The following is a 17,299-nucleotide window of genomic DNA, read 5'->3' as shown; positions in this document are numbered from 1 at the left end:
TTTATGCAATTTCTATTTAGCCAATTCTCAAAGAAGAGAATCCCAATACTGTGAACAGAAAAATGACATGTTTAAGAGAACAGCTCCCCTATCGGCTATGTGTAGGAATTATGGTACTAAATGATGACAATAAAGTCTGGATTGGAAAGCGTATTGCTAGAAATCAGACTCAGTATGAACAATCACAGAAACGCTGGCAAATGCCACAAGGGGGAATCAAAAAAAATGAAAATCCGGTTCTTGCTAGCTTAAGAGAGCTATATGAAGAGACGGGTATTCACAATGTTGGCCTCATCACACAGACAAACGACTGGCTAACCTACGATTTGCCAAACCATTTGATAGGCTACAGCCTAAGAGGAAAATACCGTGGCCAAAAACAAAAATGGTTCGTTTATCGTTTTAAAGGAAACGAAAATGAAATCAGAATCAAACCAATTACACAAGATTACTATGCTGAATTTGAAACCTGGTGCTGGGAAGAGATGAACAAGTTGCCTACACTCATTGTTGATTTTAAAAGGCCACTATACGAAGATCTTATAACTCGTTTTTCCTACTTATCTAAACAATAAGACGAGAAGCATTAAAGTGGTCACTCATCTTCTGATTGCTATGAGCAATTTCTGAATATCAAAACAAAAATATTATATACTGTCCTCAAGAGAGAGAAGCTGCCGAATATAGAAATCGGCCATAGCCTTACTTACATCGTCATTCTTCTTATCAAATCTCTGATTTACTTTCTTGATCTGTTCCTTAAGAAGTCCATGGGTCATATCAGATTTCGGTATAAAGTAGGTTGCTAGAAGGATAAGATGAGACTGCATTATATCAGCAAATCCTCCTGAAATAAAATAGGAGTTCTCGTCACTATCCGATAATTTTACACGTACAAAACCCGGACGCAAACTCACAATAAGAGGGGCATGATTGGATAAAATGCCCATATCCCCCTCCATGCCAGGAATGATTACAATCTCCGCATGATCAGAGAAGAACAAGTTATCAGGTGAGACGAGTTCAAAAGCAAAATTATCAGCCATCAATCATCTCTCAAAAAGATAATCATATAAAAATCAGAACAATCAGATACGCACATCTAACATATTTTTATCTCTCATCGTGTCCTTCCCTTCAATTACGTAGCAGTCGCTTCTATTTTCTTAGCTTTCTCAACCGCTTCTTTAATATCACCAACCATGTAGAAGGCCGCTTCTGGCAAATGGTCATATTCACCTGAAACCAAGCCTTTAAAGCCTTTAATCGTGTCTTCTAGATCAACTAACTTACCTGGAGAACCAGTAAAAACCTCAGCAACAGAGAAAGGTTGTGAAAGGAATCTTTCTATCTTACGGGCCCGTGAGATAGACAATTTATCTTCTTCAGAAAGTTCATCCATACCCAAGATAGCAATAATATCCTGAAGAGCTTTATAACGCTGAAGCGCCTGTTGAACTTGACGAGCCGTTGTATAATGTTCCTCACCAAGGATCGTTGGATCGAGCATCCGGGATGTTGAATCAAGTGGATCAACAGCAGGATAAATACCTTTTTCAGCTATCGAACGGTTAAGAACCGTAGTAGAATCAAGGTGAGAAAATGAAGTTGCAGGTGCCGGATCCGTGAGGTCATCAGCTGGCACATAAATTGCCTGAACGGATGTAATTGAACCTTTAGTTGTTGTTGTAATCCGCTCCTGCATGGTCCCCATATCAGTTGCTAAGGTCGGCTGATAGCCAACTGCAGAGGGAATACGGCCCAACAAGGCAGAGACTTCCGAACCAGCCTGTGTAAATCGAAAGATGTTATCCACAAAGAATAAAACATCCTGTCCTTTATCTCGGAAATCTTCAGCAATTGTCAACCCAGAAAGGGCAACTCGTGCACGAGCCCCTGGGGACTCATTCATCTGGCCAAAAACCATGGCGCACTTCGATCCTTCGCCACCTCCTTCTTTATTGACTCCAGATTCAATCATCTCCCAGTAAAGATCGTTTCCCTCACGTGTACGCTCACCAACACCTGCAAAAACAGAATAACCACCATGAGCTTTTGCAATGTTATTAATCAATTCCAAAATCAGAACTGTTTTTCCAACACCAGCACCACCAAAAAGTCCTATTTTTCCACCCTTTGCATAAGGAGCAAGCAAGTCAACTACCTTAATACCTGTGACCAAAATTTCAGATTCTGTAGACTGTTCTACCAAAGGGGGAGCATCTTGATGGATAGAACGAAAATATTTAGAATTGATGGGCCCTGCCTCATCAACCGGCTCACCAACCACGTTCATTATACGGCCAAGAGTTTCATCACCCACGGGCATCTCAATGGGTTTCCCAGTATCGGTGATTGATTGACCGCGAACAAGACCTTCAGTCGCATCCATTGCGATGGTACGAACAGTATTCTCACCCACATGCTGCGCAACTTCCAAAACCAGACGATGACCGTTATTATTGGCCTCAAGTGCATTAAGGATTGGAGGAAGATGATCTCTGAATTTGAATTGAACATCCACCACTGCACCAATGACTTGAGAAACTTTACCCATAGAAAAAGCCTGTTTTGTTATAGCCTTCTTTCTAGTTGCCAGTTTTGGGGAAGCTTCTGTTTGCGCCATAGTCTCTAACCTTATACCTTAATACTATATTTATATACTATATGATCCCTTAACGATCATAAATCTAAAGTGCTTCCGCACCCGAAATGATTTCAATGAGTTCTTTTGTAATCTGTGCTTGACGCTGACGATTGAAGGTCAAGGTCAATTGATCAATCATTTCACCGGCATTGGAAGCTGCATGATCCATAGCAGACATACGTGCTCCCTGCTCAGATGCTGCATTTTCAAGAAGAACCCTAAAAATCTGAACAACTAGATAGCACGGTAAGAGTTGATTGAGGACATCTAATTGATCGGGCTCATAATCATAGTTCCTTGAAAAGACAAGAGAATCATCCTCCTGACCTATGGACCGAGAAGGGATAATGTTCCGTGCTGTTGGAATCTGAGAGATCACTGAGTGAAATTTAGAATAAAACAATGTCGCTACATCAAACTGAGAAGCGTGAAACATCGATAGTACCTTATTGGAAATATCGGATGCTTTTTCATAGGTTATACCCTTGACTTCACTGAAGTTAATCGGGGGCATCATAATGAGATGAAACTCTGACTTCAAAAGTTCCACACCCTTACTACCAATGCATAGAATCTTGACCTCTTTACCTAAGTCAAGCAATTCTCTTGCTCTATGACGAGCCAGTTTTGCAATAGATGAATTAAAGCTCCCGCAAAGCCCTTTTTCAGAAGTTGCAATAACAAGAAGATGAATTTGATCTCTACCAGTACCAACAAAAAGCTCAGGGAATCTTCTATCATCATCTGCAAAGGAAGAAATATTTTTTATTACAGTATCCATACGCTGTGCATAAGAGCGGGCCACGTCTAAGTCACTCTGAGCGCGACGCAATTTAGATGCTGCTACCATTTTCATCGCTTGAGTGATCTTTTGCGTTGCCTTAACAGAGGCAATTCTATCTCTAAGATCCTTGAGATTTGACATCAGATAACCAGAATCAACCCTGTTGATGTTGAAAACTACTTAGAAACGATGCAAGTGCCGCCCTCAATCGATCAGAAATCGGATCATCAAGAACCTGCTTTTCTGCAATCTCTCTAAGAATATCAGCATAATCAGACCATAAAAATCTTAGGAAGCCAACCTCGAAGGAAGCAATCTGAGAAAGCTCTAGTTTATCCAGATATCCATTAACACCTGCAAATAAAATCACAACCTGCTCTTCGGTTCTAAGAGGAGAAAACTGAGATTGTTTCAATAACTCAGTCAACCGCTCACCTCGATTCAGTAAGCGTTGGGTAGAAACATCAAGATCAGATCCAAATTGAGAAAAAGCAGCCATTTCTCGATACTGAGCGAGCTCACCTTTTATGGAACCTGCAACCTGTTTCATGGCCTTAATCTGTGCTGCAGACCCCACACGAGAAACAGAAAGACCTACGTTGACAGCTGGACGAACTCCCTGAAAAAATAAGTCTGTTTCCAAGAAAATCTGACCATCGGTGATTGAAATTACGTTGGTAGGAATAAAAGCTGAAACATCATTGCCCTGCGTCTCAATGACAGGCAAGGCAGTGAGAGAACCTGAACCACTATCTTCATTCAGCTTAGCCGAACGCTCCAACAAACGAGAATGAAGATAAAAAATATCACCTGGATAAGCTTCACGTCCGGGGGGACGGCGGAGCAAAAGTGACATCTGACGATAAGAAACGGCCTGTTTAGACAAATCGTCATAGGCAATAAGAGCGTGCATCCCATTATCTCGGAAATATTCACCCATTGTACAACCCGTAAACGGAGCGAGATATTGCATGGGAGCAGGATCCGATGCAGTCGAAGCCACAACAATGGAATATTCCATAGCACCCCGCTCTTCTAAAATTTTTACAAACTGGGCGACCGTAGAACGCTTTTGACCAACAGCAACGTAAACACAATAAAGTTTATCATCTTCGTTTCCCTCATCATGGTTTAATTTTTGATTCAAGAATGCGTCTAAAATAATAGCCGTTTTCCCAGTTTGACGGTCACCAATGATCAGTTCACGCTGACCTCTCCCAATAGGCACAAGAGCATCAATGGCCTTAAGACCAGTCGACATGGGCTCATGCACTGATTTACGTGGAATGATACCAGGCGCCTTAACATCGACACGGGCTCTGACTTTCGATTTAATGGCCCCTTTACCATCAATAGGATTGCCTAGACCATCAACAACACGACCGAGTAGTTCTTTCCCAATAGGAACATCAACAATATCACCAGTTCGCTTGACGCTATCACCCTCCTTAAGATCACGATCATAACCGAAAACAACAACACCCACATTGTCTACTTCAAGATTGAGAACCATGCCTTTAACACCGCTGGAAAACTCCACCATCTCTCCAGCTTTAACGCTATCTAGTCCATAAACACGAGTAATACCGTCTTTAACAGACAAAACCTGTCCTATTTCAGAAACTTCAGCCTCTTTACCGAAATTTTTGATTTGATCTCTCAGGATTTTAGAAATTTCTGAAGCACGAATATCCATCAGACTACCTCTTTAAGCGCTAGCTTTAGGGAAGATAATTGTGTTTTAAGAGAAGTATCAACTTGAAGGGATCCAATTCTCAAAACCATACCACCCAGCAATGAAGGATCAACAATCACATCAAGGGAAACATTCTTACCAGTAACTCTATCAAGCGTTGACTTCAATTTCTTTTTTTGATTCGTTGACAATTTCTTTGAGATTCTCACGGTAACACTTATCTCTCCACGCATCTCTAAAAGCATGTGATGAAAAGCAGACAATATACAAGGAAGGGCAAAGAGACGACGGTTCAGGATGATAACGTTAATAAAATTAACTATGAGACCTTGAATACCCGCTTTCGCTAAGATCTTCTCGAAAGCGGATCTTTGATCGTCAATCGAAAAAATAGGAGAACGAATTAGAAACATCAGATCTTCATTGCTATCAATTAATAACCGAATATTGTTAAGATCCTTTTCAATAAGAGTTATTTTTTCTTGAGATCCCCCTAACTCGAATAGAGCTGAAGCATAACGTTGAGAAAAATCAGAAGAAGGAAATTTTGATGATTGTAACGAAGAATCAGGCACTAAAAACTTCCTCTTCTGTATGAGAAGGGTTCATGATAAAATTCCCCCACATTTTAGCATATCATTTCAACACTCGCAACACATCGAAGACAAGCTTTCTTCAAATCTATCGATTATGGATAAGAACTCTTCCCTTATTCTTTTTCTTTATGAAATCCTATAGTCAAAGCAAGCGTTTATAGCCAAGGGTCCTTCATGAAAAAGTCTGTGGATCGACATCAATTTGCACCCGCACAGATCCTTGTTGTGTACTTGTATAAGCGAGCCAAACCTTTAAGTAATTCTGGAAATCAAACGATCGAGGCGCTTGTAAAAGAAGACGATATCGATAGCGACCTCGCACCAAAGCCATCAAGGCTTCAGCTGGACCCAGTATTTTCACATTCTCATGATGAGGAGCAGCCAATTTGAGTTTACATGCATGAATTTCGGCTTCCTTTTTATCTCTTGCCGATATAATTAAACTAATTAGTCTAGAAAAAGGTGGAAGAAACGCCTGTCGCCTTAACGCAATCTCTCTTTCATAGAAAATGTCCTCATCGCCATTAGCAATCGCTCGCAAAACGGGGTTATCAGGAGCATAACTTTGTAACAATCCGATTGACTTCGTTCCTTTTCTCCCTGCCTTCTTTGTAACCTGACTGATTAATTGAAATGTTTTCTCCGCTGCACGAGGATCTCCGTTGCTCAAGCCTATGTCCGAATCGACGACCCCTACACAGGTTATCAAAGGAAAATTATGCCCCTTGGCAAGTAATTGTGTTCCTATGACTATATCGACCTGACCTTTTACTATGGTCTCAAGATCGAGTCGCAAACATGAAAGATTTGCCGTAGTGTCAGAAGATAAAATAATTATGCGTGCATTTGGGAAGCTTGTTTTAATCTCTTCTGCCAACCGTTCAACACCTGGCCCGCAGGCTACCAGAGAATCGAGACGTCCACAGTTAGGGCAGTCCTTTGTTACCGCTTCTTTGTAGCCACAATGATGGCACTGAAGCTGATTACAAAATCGATGTTCTACCAGCCAAGCAGAACAATTTTTACATTCAAACCGAAATCCACAGACTCGACATAAGGTTAAAGGTGCATAGCCTCGTCTGTTAAGGAACAGTAGCGATTGTTCCCCTCGAACCAACGCCTTACCCACCGCCTGCGTGAGGATCGGTGACAAAAAGTCCCCTCTTTTGGGAGGATCTTTGCGCATGTCAATGATATCAATCACTGGAAGAACAGCGTCGCCGTGCCTTTTTTTCAATTTCACACATTGATAGCGACCCATTTCAACATTTACTTGGCTTTCAATTGAAGGGGTTGCAGAGGATAAAATACACGTACCATTGCCCAGAAAAGCGCGCACAACAGCCATATCACGAGCAGAATAAAATAGACGCTCTTCCTGCTTGTAGGCACCATCATGCTCTTCATCAACAATAATAAGACCAAGATTTTGAAAGGGCAAAAACAAGGCTGATCTTGCACCGACAAGAACACGAATCTGTTCGGTAGACACCTGTCTCCAAGTTTGTTCACGCATTTTAAGGGTTAGTCCTGAGTGCCATTGAGCTGGTGGCGCACCAAAACGCTTTTGAAAGCGTTCTAGAAAAATGGATGTTAATGCAATTTCTGGCAACAAAATCAAAATCTGTTTACCTTGACGTAGTGCTTCGGCAATTGCTTCAAAATAAACTTCTGTCTTTCCTGATCCAGTAACGCCCTTCAGCAAAGTTGTCACAAATCTACCTGACTGAATTGTTTGACAGAATTGCTTGGTAACCTTTATCTGTTCCTGGCTCATTGCAACAGTGACGGTCTCTGGATTTGGTAAAGGTACCACTGCAGGAGGAGGCATGAAAACCGGTTCGAAAATCCCTAATTTTTCCATTCCTTTAACAACTGAAGGACTTACACCACTGGCATGAGCGAGATCAGATCGCGTCCATGACATATTTTTTTGCTCATTCATCAATTTCAAAACTCGCTGACGGGCATGAGTCATTCGCTTTGGCTGCTTTCCTGAATAACGAAGACCCTTTATCAATGATTCTGGATCCAACGCTGCTGGTACACGCAGTACCATCCGTAAAACAATTCCCGGTGAAGAAATAGTATAAGAAGCTATCCAATCCACGAATCGCCTTAATTCATCAGAAACAGGGGGACAATCAAAAACTGATTCAATAGGACGGAATTTCTTAGGATTAACAATCTTATTTTTCTTCTTCATTTCCCAGACCACAGCAGCAAGTTTACGCGATCCCAAAGAAACCTGTACAAAAGTCCCTACAGGTGGCCTCGCCATACCGTCAGGTAATGAGTAAGAATAAGGTCCTTCAGAGGGTATAGGCAGTAGCACTGAAACAATCTCTCCTAATAATCGCTTATCATTATCAGGACAAATCGACATATTCACTTGTGGCATTTCTTTTTAATAAACCAAAAATTATTTTTTGATAGCAATGATCATCATGTTTTTTGCCAACTCAATATATTTCAATATGATATGGTATGGCAGCGCATAATGCCAAAATTATAGTTTTTTTCTATGTCTCGAGAAGACAAACCCCATTCCTTTCTTGTTGGTTATAGAGAGACTTTCTCTGTGTTGTTTAAGATCTGAAGGGATCATGGTCCTTTCCAGCTTTATAAGAAATTTTTCAGAACTCAAAAACACAAACAGCTGTTCAAAAAATCAGCCGAATTACACCACACGTTTAGCGACACAAACACAGTCTGCTTCTTCTTTCTTTTCATCTTTACCCCTTGGCTCATCAAGAAGCTTTTCGGCAATTAAGCCCGCGCTTTCACGAATAGAATTTTCAATAGTCCTGGCAAGAACACTGTTTTCTTTCAAGAATTGTTTTGCCTTCTCTCTTCCTTGACCTAGCCTTTGGCTGTTATAAGAAAACCATGCTCCGGATTTCTCGATAATTCCTGCGGTCACCCCTAAATCAACCAGTTCTCCTATATGAGAAACCCCTTCACCATACAGAATATCGAATTCCACTTGCTTAAAAGGAGGAGCTAACTTGTTTTTTACAACCTTGATTCGTGTTTGGTTTCCAACAATTTCATCACGATCTTTTATCGCACCAGTCCGACGAATATCAAGACGCACAGAAGCATAGAACTTTAAAGCATTACCACCAGTTGTGGTTTCAGGAGAACCAAACATCACACCAATCTTCATACGAATCTGATTGATAAAAATTACCATCGTTTTAGAGCGAGAGATTGAAGCTGTTAGCTTTCGTAAAGCTTGACTCATCAAACGAGCTTGTACACCTGGCAAAGAGGCTCCCATTTCACCTTCAATCTCAGCCCGCGGTGTCAACGCTGCAACAGAATCAACCACTAAAATATCGCATGCGCCAGAACGAACCAAAGTGTCGGTAATTTCCAAAGCTTGTTCACCGGTATCAGGTTGAGAGATGAGCAAATTTTCTAGATCAACCCCTAGTTTTTTAGTATAAACTGGATCCAGTGCATGTTCAGCATCCACAAAGCCACAAATACCGCCTCTTTTTTGGGCCTCCGCAACAGTATGAAGTGCTAAGGTTGTTTTTCCTGATGATTCAGGACCATAAATCTCAACAATTCGCCCTTTTGGCAACCCACCAATACCCAGAGCGATATCCAGACCTAAACATCCGGTTGGAATTGTTTCAATTTCAACCGCCATTTCATTGGTACCCAAGCGCATCACAGATCCTTTTCCAAACGTTCGTTCGATCTGATCTAAAGCCGCTTTCAGTGCTTTTGACTTATCCACTTTTTTGGCCTCAATTAACTTGAGATTTGGCGCAGTCATATTCCTATTCCTTCTCTTCTGAAACGATTCTACTGAAAACTTATTAGCAAATAAATATTCAAGATATAAGGAGTCTTGAATTGAGACTGCTAATGCTAATAAGATATTAAATAAAATTACCTCAAAAGATCCCAATTGAGTCAATTTTCATTGATTAGGAAAGAGATACACAGACTGAAATAAAGAAGATCAGGATATGCTTTTTTCGAAAGATCAAAAGAGAGTTAGGAAGGAAGATTATCTATAGCTCTCTTATTTTTTCTTTTCAATGGAAGAAGCAATAGATTTGATTTTAGAAACCATGGAGCGCAACCCATTGGTCCTTTGCTGTGTTAGATGCTCTTCAAGATGAATTTTTTTCATTATCTCTTGTTCATCCGTTTCTAAAATTGTTTTTGGAGGCTGATTGGAAAAGAGTGATAGCATGATAGCGAGTAACCCTTTCAAAATATGAGAATCTGATGTTCCGTTAAAAATCAATTTTAGGGGCCCTGAATTATTGACGAGATGCGATGTCAACCAAACATTACTTATGCAACCTTGTACCTTATTGCTCTCGATCATATCGTTGTGAGGGAAAGGTTGAAGCAGTCTGCCGAGTTCAATGAGATAAGCATAACGATCCTCCCAGTTATCAAGAAAGGCAAAATTTTCAACGATTTCATCAATTTCTATTGTCTTCATCAGCGTACAATTCAGGTCTTTAAGATAAGATTATATGGAATTTTTATACTCTACAACATTCTATACTTCTGACAATAAGACTGTTCCTTCACTTCAAATCTTTTCTGAAAAAACAGAGCATCTTAATTGTCTAATTAACATTATCAAAGTAATTGGTCCAATTTCTCAATTTAGTGAAAGGCTCATATGATCAAAGCCGCGAAAAAGAAACTTTCTGAACTCCAGCGACAATATCATGCTATAAAAGAACGACGTATCGTCAGCCTCTTTGAGCAGGACAAGAGGCGTTTTGACACTTTTTCTACGCAACTTGATAATCTCCTGTTTGATTATTCCAAAACTAATATTGATCTCGATCAATTAAAAGATCTGATCAGTCTTGCAAGGTTAGCCAAGGTTGATCTTATGATAGAGAATATGTTCACTGGTCGCTTGATTAATGAGACTGAAAAGCGTGCTGTCCTCCATACTGCATTACGTAATTTCTCAGATGATTCTATATATGTTGAAGGATATGATATCCTTCCTGATATCAAAGCCGTGCGACATCGGATGATAGAATTTTGTAATGGTGTTCGCAACGGTACTATCAAGGGAGGTAGAGGAAAATTTCTTGATGTTGTGAATATTGGAATTGGTGGCTCAAATCTAGGTCCTCATATGGCGACCTTAGCTCTTAGCCCTTTTCATGATGGCCCACGGATCCATTTCGTCTCCAATGTTGATGGAATGATGAGCATCTTGAACAGAGTTCATGCAGGAACAACCCTTTTTATTATTGCCTCGAAAAGCTTCACTACTGAGGAGACGATGAGGAATGCCAATGCAGCACGTTGTTGGTTGATCAACAAACTCGGTCCTGATGCTGTTAAAGATCACTTCGTTGCTCTCTCCACGGATTTAGATAAAATCATTGAGTTTGGGATTGAGCAGGATCGTATATTCAGATTTTGGGACTGGGTAGGTGGACGTTACTCTCTCTGGTCTGCTATAGGGTTGCCTGTCATGCTCTCGATTGGTGTTGAGAATTTTCAAGGCTTTCTTGCAGGGGCACGGTCCGTCGACACTCACTTCCGTAATACCGACTTTGAACACAATATACCGGTACTCATGGCTCTAATTGGCATATGGCATCGTAATATTTGTGCTTATGATACTTATGCCATTTTACCTTATGATCGACATCTTTCACAGTTTCCTCCCTATCTTCAGCAACTTGATATGGAATCCAATGGCAAGAGCGTATCAATGTCAGGGCGTTGGGTTGAAACACAGACTGGACCTGTGATTTGGGGGGGGACAGGAATAGATGGACAGCACACTTTCTATCAACTTATTCACCAAGGAACCTCAGTTGTTCCCTGTGATATATTGATTGCTGCAAATTCTAACGAATACTTTGGTGATGATCACGAAAGACTCGTAGCAAATGCACTAGCACAATCTGAAGCCTTGATGGTCGGAAAATCAATGAACAAAGTCAAGTCACAGCTTTTAGCTAAAGGCATAAATACTCGTCGCTCCCACTATCTCGCCAAGCATCGATCGTTCCCTGGAAATCGGCCGACCTGCACCTTTATCTATCCTATACTCACTCCTAATCGGTTAGGTCAGTTAATAGCTCTTTATGAACATAAAATATTTGTACAGGGCGTGATCTGGGATATTAATTCTTTCGACCAGTGGGGTGTCGAATTAGGCAAAGAAATAACAAAAAAATTGCTTCCAATGGTTAAAAAAAAATATATATCTCAAAGGGTGAACAGCTCAACAGGTGGTTTATTACGTGCTTTTCATACAATGCATAAGAAATTTCGTAGTTAATATTATCAAGAGAAGATCAAGGCAGCGTGATTAAGAGAAAATGTAACAAGGCTAGATAAAGCATTTTCATGTTTAAAACATGAAACAATAGCCTCCATTCGTTTGTCTCATCAAGGACGGTTCAAATGAATCTAAGGATTGCTCATGATTCCTGATTTCTTGAAAGAAGATGCTATTCTACACTTTGTATCATTGTATCATTCCATACCCTAGAAACAAAAATCTCATAGAGTTTCTTACATGATGCAACAAAGCGAACTTGTGGAGAGGGTTGCTCGTTACAACCCTAATTTTAATGAAACGTTGCTAAAAAAAGCCTATGCTTATGCGATGCACCAACATCGCCATCAGAAAAGGGCCAATGGCGCTCCTTATTTTAGTCATCCACTAGAAGTAGCTGCGATCGTCATAGATCTCCAATTAGATCAAGATAGCGTGGTTGCTGCTCTCTTGCATGACACAATTGAGGACACCGAAACGACTAAAAAAGAGATTGACTGCATATTTGGCACCAATATTGGCTTACTTGTCCATGGTCTGACTAAACTTCGTCGACTTGATCTCGTTTCTAAAAAAACGAGGCAAGGCGAGAATCTGAGGCGTTTACTGATAGCTATCGCCAGTGATGTTAGAGTACTGCTCATTAAACTGGCTGATCGACTCCACAATATGCGCACACTTCATTACATGCTTCCGGAAAAAAGGAAACGCATAGCAGAAGAGACTATGGAAATTTATGCTCCACTTGCTGGCCGCATGGGAATGCAAGAAATACGCGAAGACCTTGAAGACCTTGCTTTTCAAACTCTACATGCTGAAGCCTATTCGACCATTCATCACAAACTATCCCTTCTAATCCAAAAGAGCAAAAAATTTATCATAGAGATCGAAGAAAAAATGGTCAAGTCTCTTTTGATCGCTAACATTCAATCCGTTGTCAAAAGTCGTAGCAAACGCCCCTATTCTGTCTTCCGTAAGATGGAGCGTAATGGCGTTAGTTTTGAACAATTGTCTGATATTATCGGATTCAGAGTCATTGTTGATGAAGTGCAGCATTGTTATCAAACGCTTTGTGTTGCACATACAAAATGGCCCGCAGTTCCTGGTCGATTTAAAGATTATATTTCTACCCCCAAACAAAACGATTATCGCTCTCTTCATACAACAATTATTGGCCCATACCACCAAAGAGTCGAGTTACAAATCCGTACCCATGAAATGGACAAGATCGCCGAATATGGTATTGCGGCCCATGCCCTTTACAAGGATGGCATATATTCAGCTACAGATACAGATAATGATAGTAGTGACACCCATTTGATTGGACAGAGCCGTTCGTATCATTGGCTACATAGAACCGTTAAAACCTTGTTTGATGGTGAACATCCTGACGATATCTTTGAACATACCCGACTAGAATTATTTTTAGATCAAGTTTTCTGTTTTACTCCTAAAGGAAAACTCATCGCCTTACCACGGGGTGCCACAGTCATTGATTTTGCTTATGCTGTACACACGGATATTGGAAATTCTTGTGTAGGTTGTAAGGTCAATGGACAGCATGCACCGATTGTTTCACGCCTCCAAAATGGAGATGAAGTCATCATCATTCGCTCAAGAAATCAGTTACCATCATCGGCATGGGAAAATGTCGTTGCAACAGGAAAAGCCCGTGCTGGCATTCGGCGAGCAACAAAAGAAGCTCGAATCCAACAATATCTAGGATTGGGCACAAAAATCCTGATAGCAACCTTTAAAAGAATAAATCATGAATTTGAGCCTGACCAACTAGAAGCTGTATTAGAGAAAGTCGCGTACAAAACAGTTAATGATGCCATTGCGGCAGTAGGATGCGGCGAACTACAACCGAAGGATGTGATAAAAGCGATTTTTCCTGATTATCAAAAAGAACGAGTCCCTATTAATAAAATACGGACCAACGAAAGTTGGTTTAATCTGAATCTTATGTTTAAAATTCCAGGACGTAGGCGCAGCTTCAAATTTCTTGAAACCGCTCATAATCATCAGTTGACGGGTAAGATTCCTATAAGGGGCGCAAACGAAAACATGACCGTTAAATTTAACCCTGAAGGAGGAGCAGTACCAGGAGACAGGATTGTTGGTATCCTTACACCAGGTGAAGGAGTCACTGTTTATCCCATTCAAGCAAATGCGCTGAAAGCCTTTGAGCAAACGGCTCATGAATGGCTTGATTTGAGGTGGGATATTGATCCAGATAATCATGAAAAATTTCCTTCCAAAATACGGGTTGTTGCGATTGATGGACCAGGAATCTTAGCTGACATTTCAGAAGTGATTGCAAAAGAAGAATCGAATATCTCAACACTCTGTCTCAAATCCCCTAATTGGGGCCTGACCAGCATGGATATTGGTCTTGAAGTCTGGGATATGAAACATTTAAATCGTATTATACGCGAAGTGCGTGGATTGTCAGCCGTCAGCCATGTTACCCGATTGAACGGATAAAAATACCCTCTTTCAAGTTGTATATTGGAATATAATATAGCGACATCTATTATTTCTTAGTCATAAACCTGATGTTTATTAAGTTCATCACAGAATTGATAGTTTTCTGTAAAACTTAGACGTCATTTCATGATCATCATAAGGTAAGAAAATCATGCTACTGAAAAGACGGAATCCAGCAAATTGGATCGAAACTTTGAGAATATCTATTTGGCCTCGCCGTTCTTGGGTTCGATCTAGCCAGTATATTTTGAAACGAATGTTTCGTCTGGGTGCAACACCTCATGCTATTGCTGCAGGCATAGCAGTAGGTGCCTTTACCTCCTTTACCCCGCTTATGGGGTTTCATTTTTGCGTTGCCTTAGCACTCTCTTGGCTGATCAGAGCTAATCTTTTGGCAGCTGCACTTGGTACGTTTGTAGGAAACCCTCTTAGTTTTCCTTTCATTTGGGCTGCATCTTATTCAACTGGGCGCTTGATTCTCCAGATTGAAGCACCATCTTCAGAAAAGGTTGCCGACATTGGTGCAGTCATGAGTTCTGTCGCGACAGCAACTTGGAATCTTGATGGCACGGCGGCAATGACGAGCGTAGGGAAGATATGGATGCCTCTTCTCTATCCAATGCTCGCTGGTGGAAGCGTCCTTGGTCTGACTTTTGCTATCCCCTGCTACTTTTTAGTGAGAAAAGGAGTTACCTTTTTTCGCGAGTCACGCCGGAATCAACTAATGAAAGGTGCAAAGGAGAGTCATGCTCCTTCTCAACCCCGACCCCTTAGCAAAACTCCTGTTATTAGCTCATGATTATTGGACTAGGCATTGACCTCATCGACATTCGCCGAATTGAAAACTCACTAACACGGTTCGGTGAGCGGTTCTCAAAAAAGCTCTTCACGGAAACCGAACGGAAAGAATCTGAAAGGCGTAAGGATCCTGCAGCCTCCTATGCCAAAAGATTCGTAGCTAAAGAATCTTGTTCAAAAGCTCTTGGGACTGGTATCAGTCATGGCATATTGTGGCGTAACATAGGTGTCGTTAATCTCACAAGCGGAAAACCAACCATAGAGTTAACGGGCAACGCTAAAAAAAGACTAGATACCATGATTCAAGAAGATTTTGAAGGATTTATACACCTAACTCTCACTGATAATTATCCTCTTGCCCAAGCATTGGTGATCATCGAATCGCTTGAAAAAAAATGATTAACGGTCATGCAATAAACGTAATTTTTCTTTGTTCCAGTCTCTTTTTTTTTCTACTTCTCGCTTATCGTAATTTTTCTTGCCTTTAGCTAAGGCGATACGGATCTTGGCTAATCCAGATTTGTTAAAATATAGTTTAAGGGGAACAATTGTCATCCCATCTCGAGAAACCGAACGTGAAAACAATCTAATTTCACGTCGTGACATCAGCAGTTTACGGCGTCTACGGGGCTTATGATTAAAACGATTGGCCTGAAGATATTCAGGAATATGAGCATTGATCAACCAGAGCTCCGCTCCTTCGCAGCTAATATAACTTTCAGTAATGTTGGCCTTCCCATTCCGTAAAGATTTTACCTCAGTTCCGGTCAGCATAAGACCAGCTTCCGCATCATTTATGATAAAAAAATTGTATTGTACCTTACGGTTCTCAATAATCATTTGACCGATTGATCCCCTTGTTCCTAGATTCCTTTGATTCTAAATAACGAAAACAGATTATTACTTTCTAAGGGAATAATTGAGATCTTTTTCTTTAATTCCTGCCCCATTGAATATTAAATGAAAACTAGTTGATCAACCCTGCGTGAACCATGGACAAACGGATTTTCTCTTCTGTTGAGGCTTCTATCGGGACCAAAGGGGCACGTTGAATATTCTCGGCGCGGCCCAACAAAGACAAAGCATATTTCACCCCCCCTGGATTGGGTTCAATAAATAGTGCCTTGTGTAATGGAAAAAGACGATCTTGAAGGGCTAAAGCAGCTTTATAATCTCCCCTTGCTGTCAAGTTTTGTATGTCAGCACACATTGCGGGCGCAACATTGGCCGTGACAGAAATGCACCCTTTTCCACCGTTAGCATTAAAGGCGATAGATGTTGAATCCTCTCCCGACAACTGAATAAAATTAGGACCACAATGCAGCCTTTGCTCGCTGACACGATCTATTCTGAGTGTCGCATCCTTAACGCCAATAATATTGTCATGAGCAGATACGAGTTCACCCATGGTTTCGCTAGTCATATCAATAACCGAGCGCGAAGGAATATTATAAATGAAAATAGGCAATGTTGTTGACCGAGCAACTGATTCAAAATGGGTTTTTAACCCTCTTTGGTTAGGTTTGTTATAATAAGGTGTGACAACCAAAACGCCATCAGCACCAACCTTTTCAGAAAACTTGACAAAGTCAATTGCTTCGGCCGTATTATTAGAGCCAGCACCAGCTATAACGGGTACACGGCGAGCGGCGACATCAACACAAATTTCAACTACCTGTTTATGCTCATCGTTGAATAGAGTCGGTGACTCACCAGTAGTTCCCACTGGAACTAATCCATGAGTACCCTGTGAAATCTGCCAATTCACAAGGTTCGCAAAGGCATCTTCATCCAATAAGCCGTCTTTGGTAAACGGAGTTACCAGGGCTACAAGCGAACCCTTAAATTCAGGATACGACATCATTAAGTCTCCCCAACCGTAATAATCGTCGCCGTTTCAAAAAAAACAGGTATCAACATCTATGATGAGATCATAAAGCTATCTTCTCGAAACGGCAAGTAGGAATGAATAAGATTCAATCACTCCCGT

The 17,299-nt window shown here is 40.9% G+C and carries 15 protein-coding genes; 5 read left to right on the top strand and 10 right to left on the bottom strand.

The genetic code is table 11. From position 1 onward, the window contains the following. The first annotated feature begins 62 nt into the window (after window positions 1-62). Window positions 63-575, top strand: coding sequence for an RNA pyrophosphohydrolase (locus AAGD37_RS00330; protein WP_341760699.1), 513 nt, complete (start codon window positions 63-65; stop codon window positions 573-575). Window positions 576-647: 72 nt separating this feature from the next. On the opposite strand, the gene atpC is transcribed toward AAGD37_RS00330, so the two are convergent. The 8 genes from atpC to AAGD37_RS00290 form a co-directional block, all read right to left on the bottom strand. Continuing rightward, the gene (gene atpC / locus AAGD37_RS00325) at window positions 648-1,046 is read right to left on the bottom strand and encodes an ATP synthase F1 subunit epsilon (protein ID WP_341760316.1); all 399 of its coding nucleotides are present in this window, start codon (window positions 1,044-1,046) and stop codon (window positions 648-650) included. Between the two features lie 95 nt (window positions 1,047-1,141). Continuing rightward, on the bottom strand, window positions 1,142-2,626 hold the full coding sequence (gene atpD, locus AAGD37_RS00320; protein ID WP_341760315.1) for a F0F1 ATP synthase subunit beta: 1,485 nt from the start codon (window positions 2,624-2,626) through the stop codon (window positions 1,142-1,144). A 64-nt stretch (window positions 2,627-2,690) separates the two neighbouring features. Beyond that, the gene (locus AAGD37_RS00315; RefSeq protein WP_341760314.1) at window positions 2,691-3,572 is read right to left on the bottom strand and encodes a F0F1 ATP synthase subunit gamma; all 882 of its coding nucleotides are present in this window, start codon (window positions 3,570-3,572) and stop codon (window positions 2,691-2,693) included. A gap of 13 nt (window positions 3,573-3,585) precedes the next feature. Then, entirely contained in the window at window positions 3,586-5,127 is a 1,542-nt protein-coding gene (gene atpA / locus AAGD37_RS00310) for a F0F1 ATP synthase subunit alpha (RefSeq protein ID WP_341760313.1), read from the bottom strand. Continuing rightward, window positions 5,127-5,702, bottom strand: coding sequence for a F0F1 ATP synthase subunit delta (locus AAGD37_RS00305; protein ID WP_341760312.1), 576 nt, complete (start codon window positions 5,700-5,702; stop codon window positions 5,127-5,129). The genes atpA and AAGD37_RS00305 overlap by 1 nt, the downstream gene beginning before the upstream one ends. Window positions 5,703-5,895: 193 nt before the next feature. Next, window positions 5,896-8,109, bottom strand: a complete 2,214-nt coding sequence (locus tag AAGD37_RS00300) for a primosomal protein N' (protein WP_341760311.1) — start codon at window positions 8,107-8,109, stop codon at window positions 5,896-5,898. Window positions 8,110-8,403: 294 nt separating this feature from the next. Next, window positions 8,404-9,513 carry a recombinase RecA gene (gene recA / locus AAGD37_RS00295; RefSeq protein ID WP_341760310.1) on the bottom strand — a complete coding sequence of 370 codons (1,110 nt, stop codon included), beginning with the start codon at window positions 9,511-9,513 and terminating at the stop codon, window positions 8,404-8,406. 252 nt (window positions 9,514-9,765) lie between these two features. Beyond that, window positions 9,766-10,197 carry a SufE family protein gene (locus AAGD37_RS00290; RefSeq protein WP_341760309.1) on the bottom strand — a complete coding sequence of 144 codons (432 nt, stop codon included), beginning with the start codon at window positions 10,195-10,197 and terminating at the stop codon, window positions 9,766-9,768. Window positions 10,198-10,383: 186 nt separating this feature from the next. Between AAGD37_RS00290 and pgi the strand changes: the two genes are divergently transcribed. From pgi to acpS, 4 genes are all read left to right on the top strand, one after another. Further along, window positions 10,384-12,021 carry a glucose-6-phosphate isomerase gene (gene pgi / locus AAGD37_RS00285; protein WP_341760308.1) on the top strand — a complete coding sequence of 546 codons (1,638 nt, stop codon included), beginning with the start codon at window positions 10,384-10,386 and terminating at the stop codon, window positions 12,019-12,021. Between the two features lie 240 nt (window positions 12,022-12,261). Continuing rightward, window positions 12,262-14,508 (top strand): bifunctional (p)ppGpp synthetase/guanosine-3',5'-bis(diphosphate) 3'-pyrophosphohydrolase, encoded by a 2,247-nt coding sequence (locus AAGD37_RS00280; RefSeq protein ID WP_341760307.1) that lies wholly within the window; start codon window positions 12,262-12,264, stop codon window positions 14,506-14,508. Between the two features lie 154 nt (window positions 14,509-14,662). Then, window positions 14,663-15,310 carry a DUF2062 domain-containing protein gene (locus AAGD37_RS00275; protein ID WP_341760306.1) on the top strand — a complete coding sequence of 216 codons (648 nt, stop codon included), beginning with the start codon at window positions 14,663-14,665 and terminating at the stop codon, window positions 15,308-15,310. Then, window positions 15,307-15,708 carry a holo-ACP synthase gene (acpS, locus tag AAGD37_RS00270; RefSeq protein WP_341760305.1) on the top strand — a complete coding sequence of 134 codons (402 nt, stop codon included), beginning with the start codon at window positions 15,307-15,309 and terminating at the stop codon, window positions 15,706-15,708. The genes AAGD37_RS00275 and acpS overlap by 4 nt, the downstream gene beginning before the upstream one ends. On the opposite strand, the gene smpB is transcribed toward acpS, so the two are convergent. Beyond that, window positions 15,709-16,149 carry an SsrA-binding protein SmpB gene (gene smpB, locus AAGD37_RS00265; protein WP_341760304.1) on the bottom strand — a complete coding sequence of 147 codons (441 nt, stop codon included), beginning with the start codon at window positions 16,147-16,149 and terminating at the stop codon, window positions 15,709-15,711. 127 nt (window positions 16,150-16,276) lie between these two features. Continuing rightward, complete coding sequence (dapA, locus tag AAGD37_RS00260) at window positions 16,277-17,170, bottom strand: 4-hydroxy-tetrahydrodipicolinate synthase (RefSeq protein WP_341760698.1); 894 nt, start codon at window positions 17,168-17,170, stop codon at window positions 16,277-16,279. Window positions 17,171-17,299 lie beyond the last annotated feature (129 nt).

Source organism: Candidatus Endowatersipora endosymbiont of Watersipora subatra (assembly GCF_964026585.1).
Taxonomy (GTDB): Bacteria; Pseudomonadota; Alphaproteobacteria; order Rhizobiales; family Rhizobiaceae; genus Pseudahrensia.
Note: the sequence above shows the minus strand (reverse complement) of the source record. Positions and strands in the feature narration are given on the sequence as shown.

What these genes read in the sequence shown, in the direction of transcription:
- AAGD37_RS00330 (WP_341760699.1), top strand. Translation starts at nt 63, where the DNA reads ATGACATGTTTAAGAGAACAGCTCCCCTATCGGCTATGTGTAGGAATT.
- atpC (WP_341760316.1), bottom strand. Translation starts at nt 1,046, where the DNA reads ATGGCTGATAATTTTGCTTTTGAACTCGTCTCACCTGATAACTTGTTC.
- atpD (WP_341760315.1), bottom strand. Translation starts at nt 2,626, where the DNA reads ATGGCGCAAACAGAAGCTTCCCCAAAACTGGCAACTAGAAAGAAGGCT.
- AAGD37_RS00315 (WP_341760314.1), bottom strand. Translation starts at nt 3,572, where the DNA reads ATGTCAAATCTCAAGGATCTTAGAGATAGAATTGCCTCTGTTAAGGCA.
- atpA (WP_341760313.1), bottom strand. Translation starts at nt 5,127, where the DNA reads ATGGATATTCGTGCTTCAGAAATTTCTAAAATCCTGAGAGATCAAATC.
- AAGD37_RS00300 (WP_341760311.1), bottom strand. Translation starts at nt 8,109, where the DNA reads ATGTCGATTTGTCCTGATAATGATAAGCGATTATTAGGAGAGATTGTT.
- recA (WP_341760310.1), bottom strand. Translation starts at nt 9,513, where the DNA reads ATGACTGCGCCAAATCTCAAGTTAATTGAGGCCAAAAAAGTGGATAAG.
- AAGD37_RS00290 (WP_341760309.1), bottom strand. Translation starts at nt 10,197, where the DNA reads ATGAAGACAATAGAAATTGATGAAATCGTTGAAAATTTTGCCTTTCTT.
- pgi (WP_341760308.1), top strand. Translation starts at nt 10,384, where the DNA reads ATGATCAAAGCCGCGAAAAAGAAACTTTCTGAACTCCAGCGACAATAT.
- AAGD37_RS00280 (WP_341760307.1), top strand. Translation starts at nt 12,262, where the DNA reads ATGATGCAACAAAGCGAACTTGTGGAGAGGGTTGCTCGTTACAACCCT.
- AAGD37_RS00275 (WP_341760306.1), top strand. Translation starts at nt 14,663, where the DNA reads ATGCTACTGAAAAGACGGAATCCAGCAAATTGGATCGAAACTTTGAGA.
- acpS (WP_341760305.1), top strand. Translation starts at nt 15,307, where the DNA reads ATGATTATTGGACTAGGCATTGACCTCATCGACATTCGCCGAATTGAA.
- smpB (WP_341760304.1), bottom strand. Translation starts at nt 16,149, where the DNA reads ATGATTATTGAGAACCGTAAGGTACAATACAATTTTTTTATCATAAAT.
- dapA (WP_341760698.1), bottom strand. Translation starts at nt 17,170, where the DNA reads ATGTCGTATCCTGAATTTAAGGGTTCGCTTGTAGCCCTGGTAACTCCG.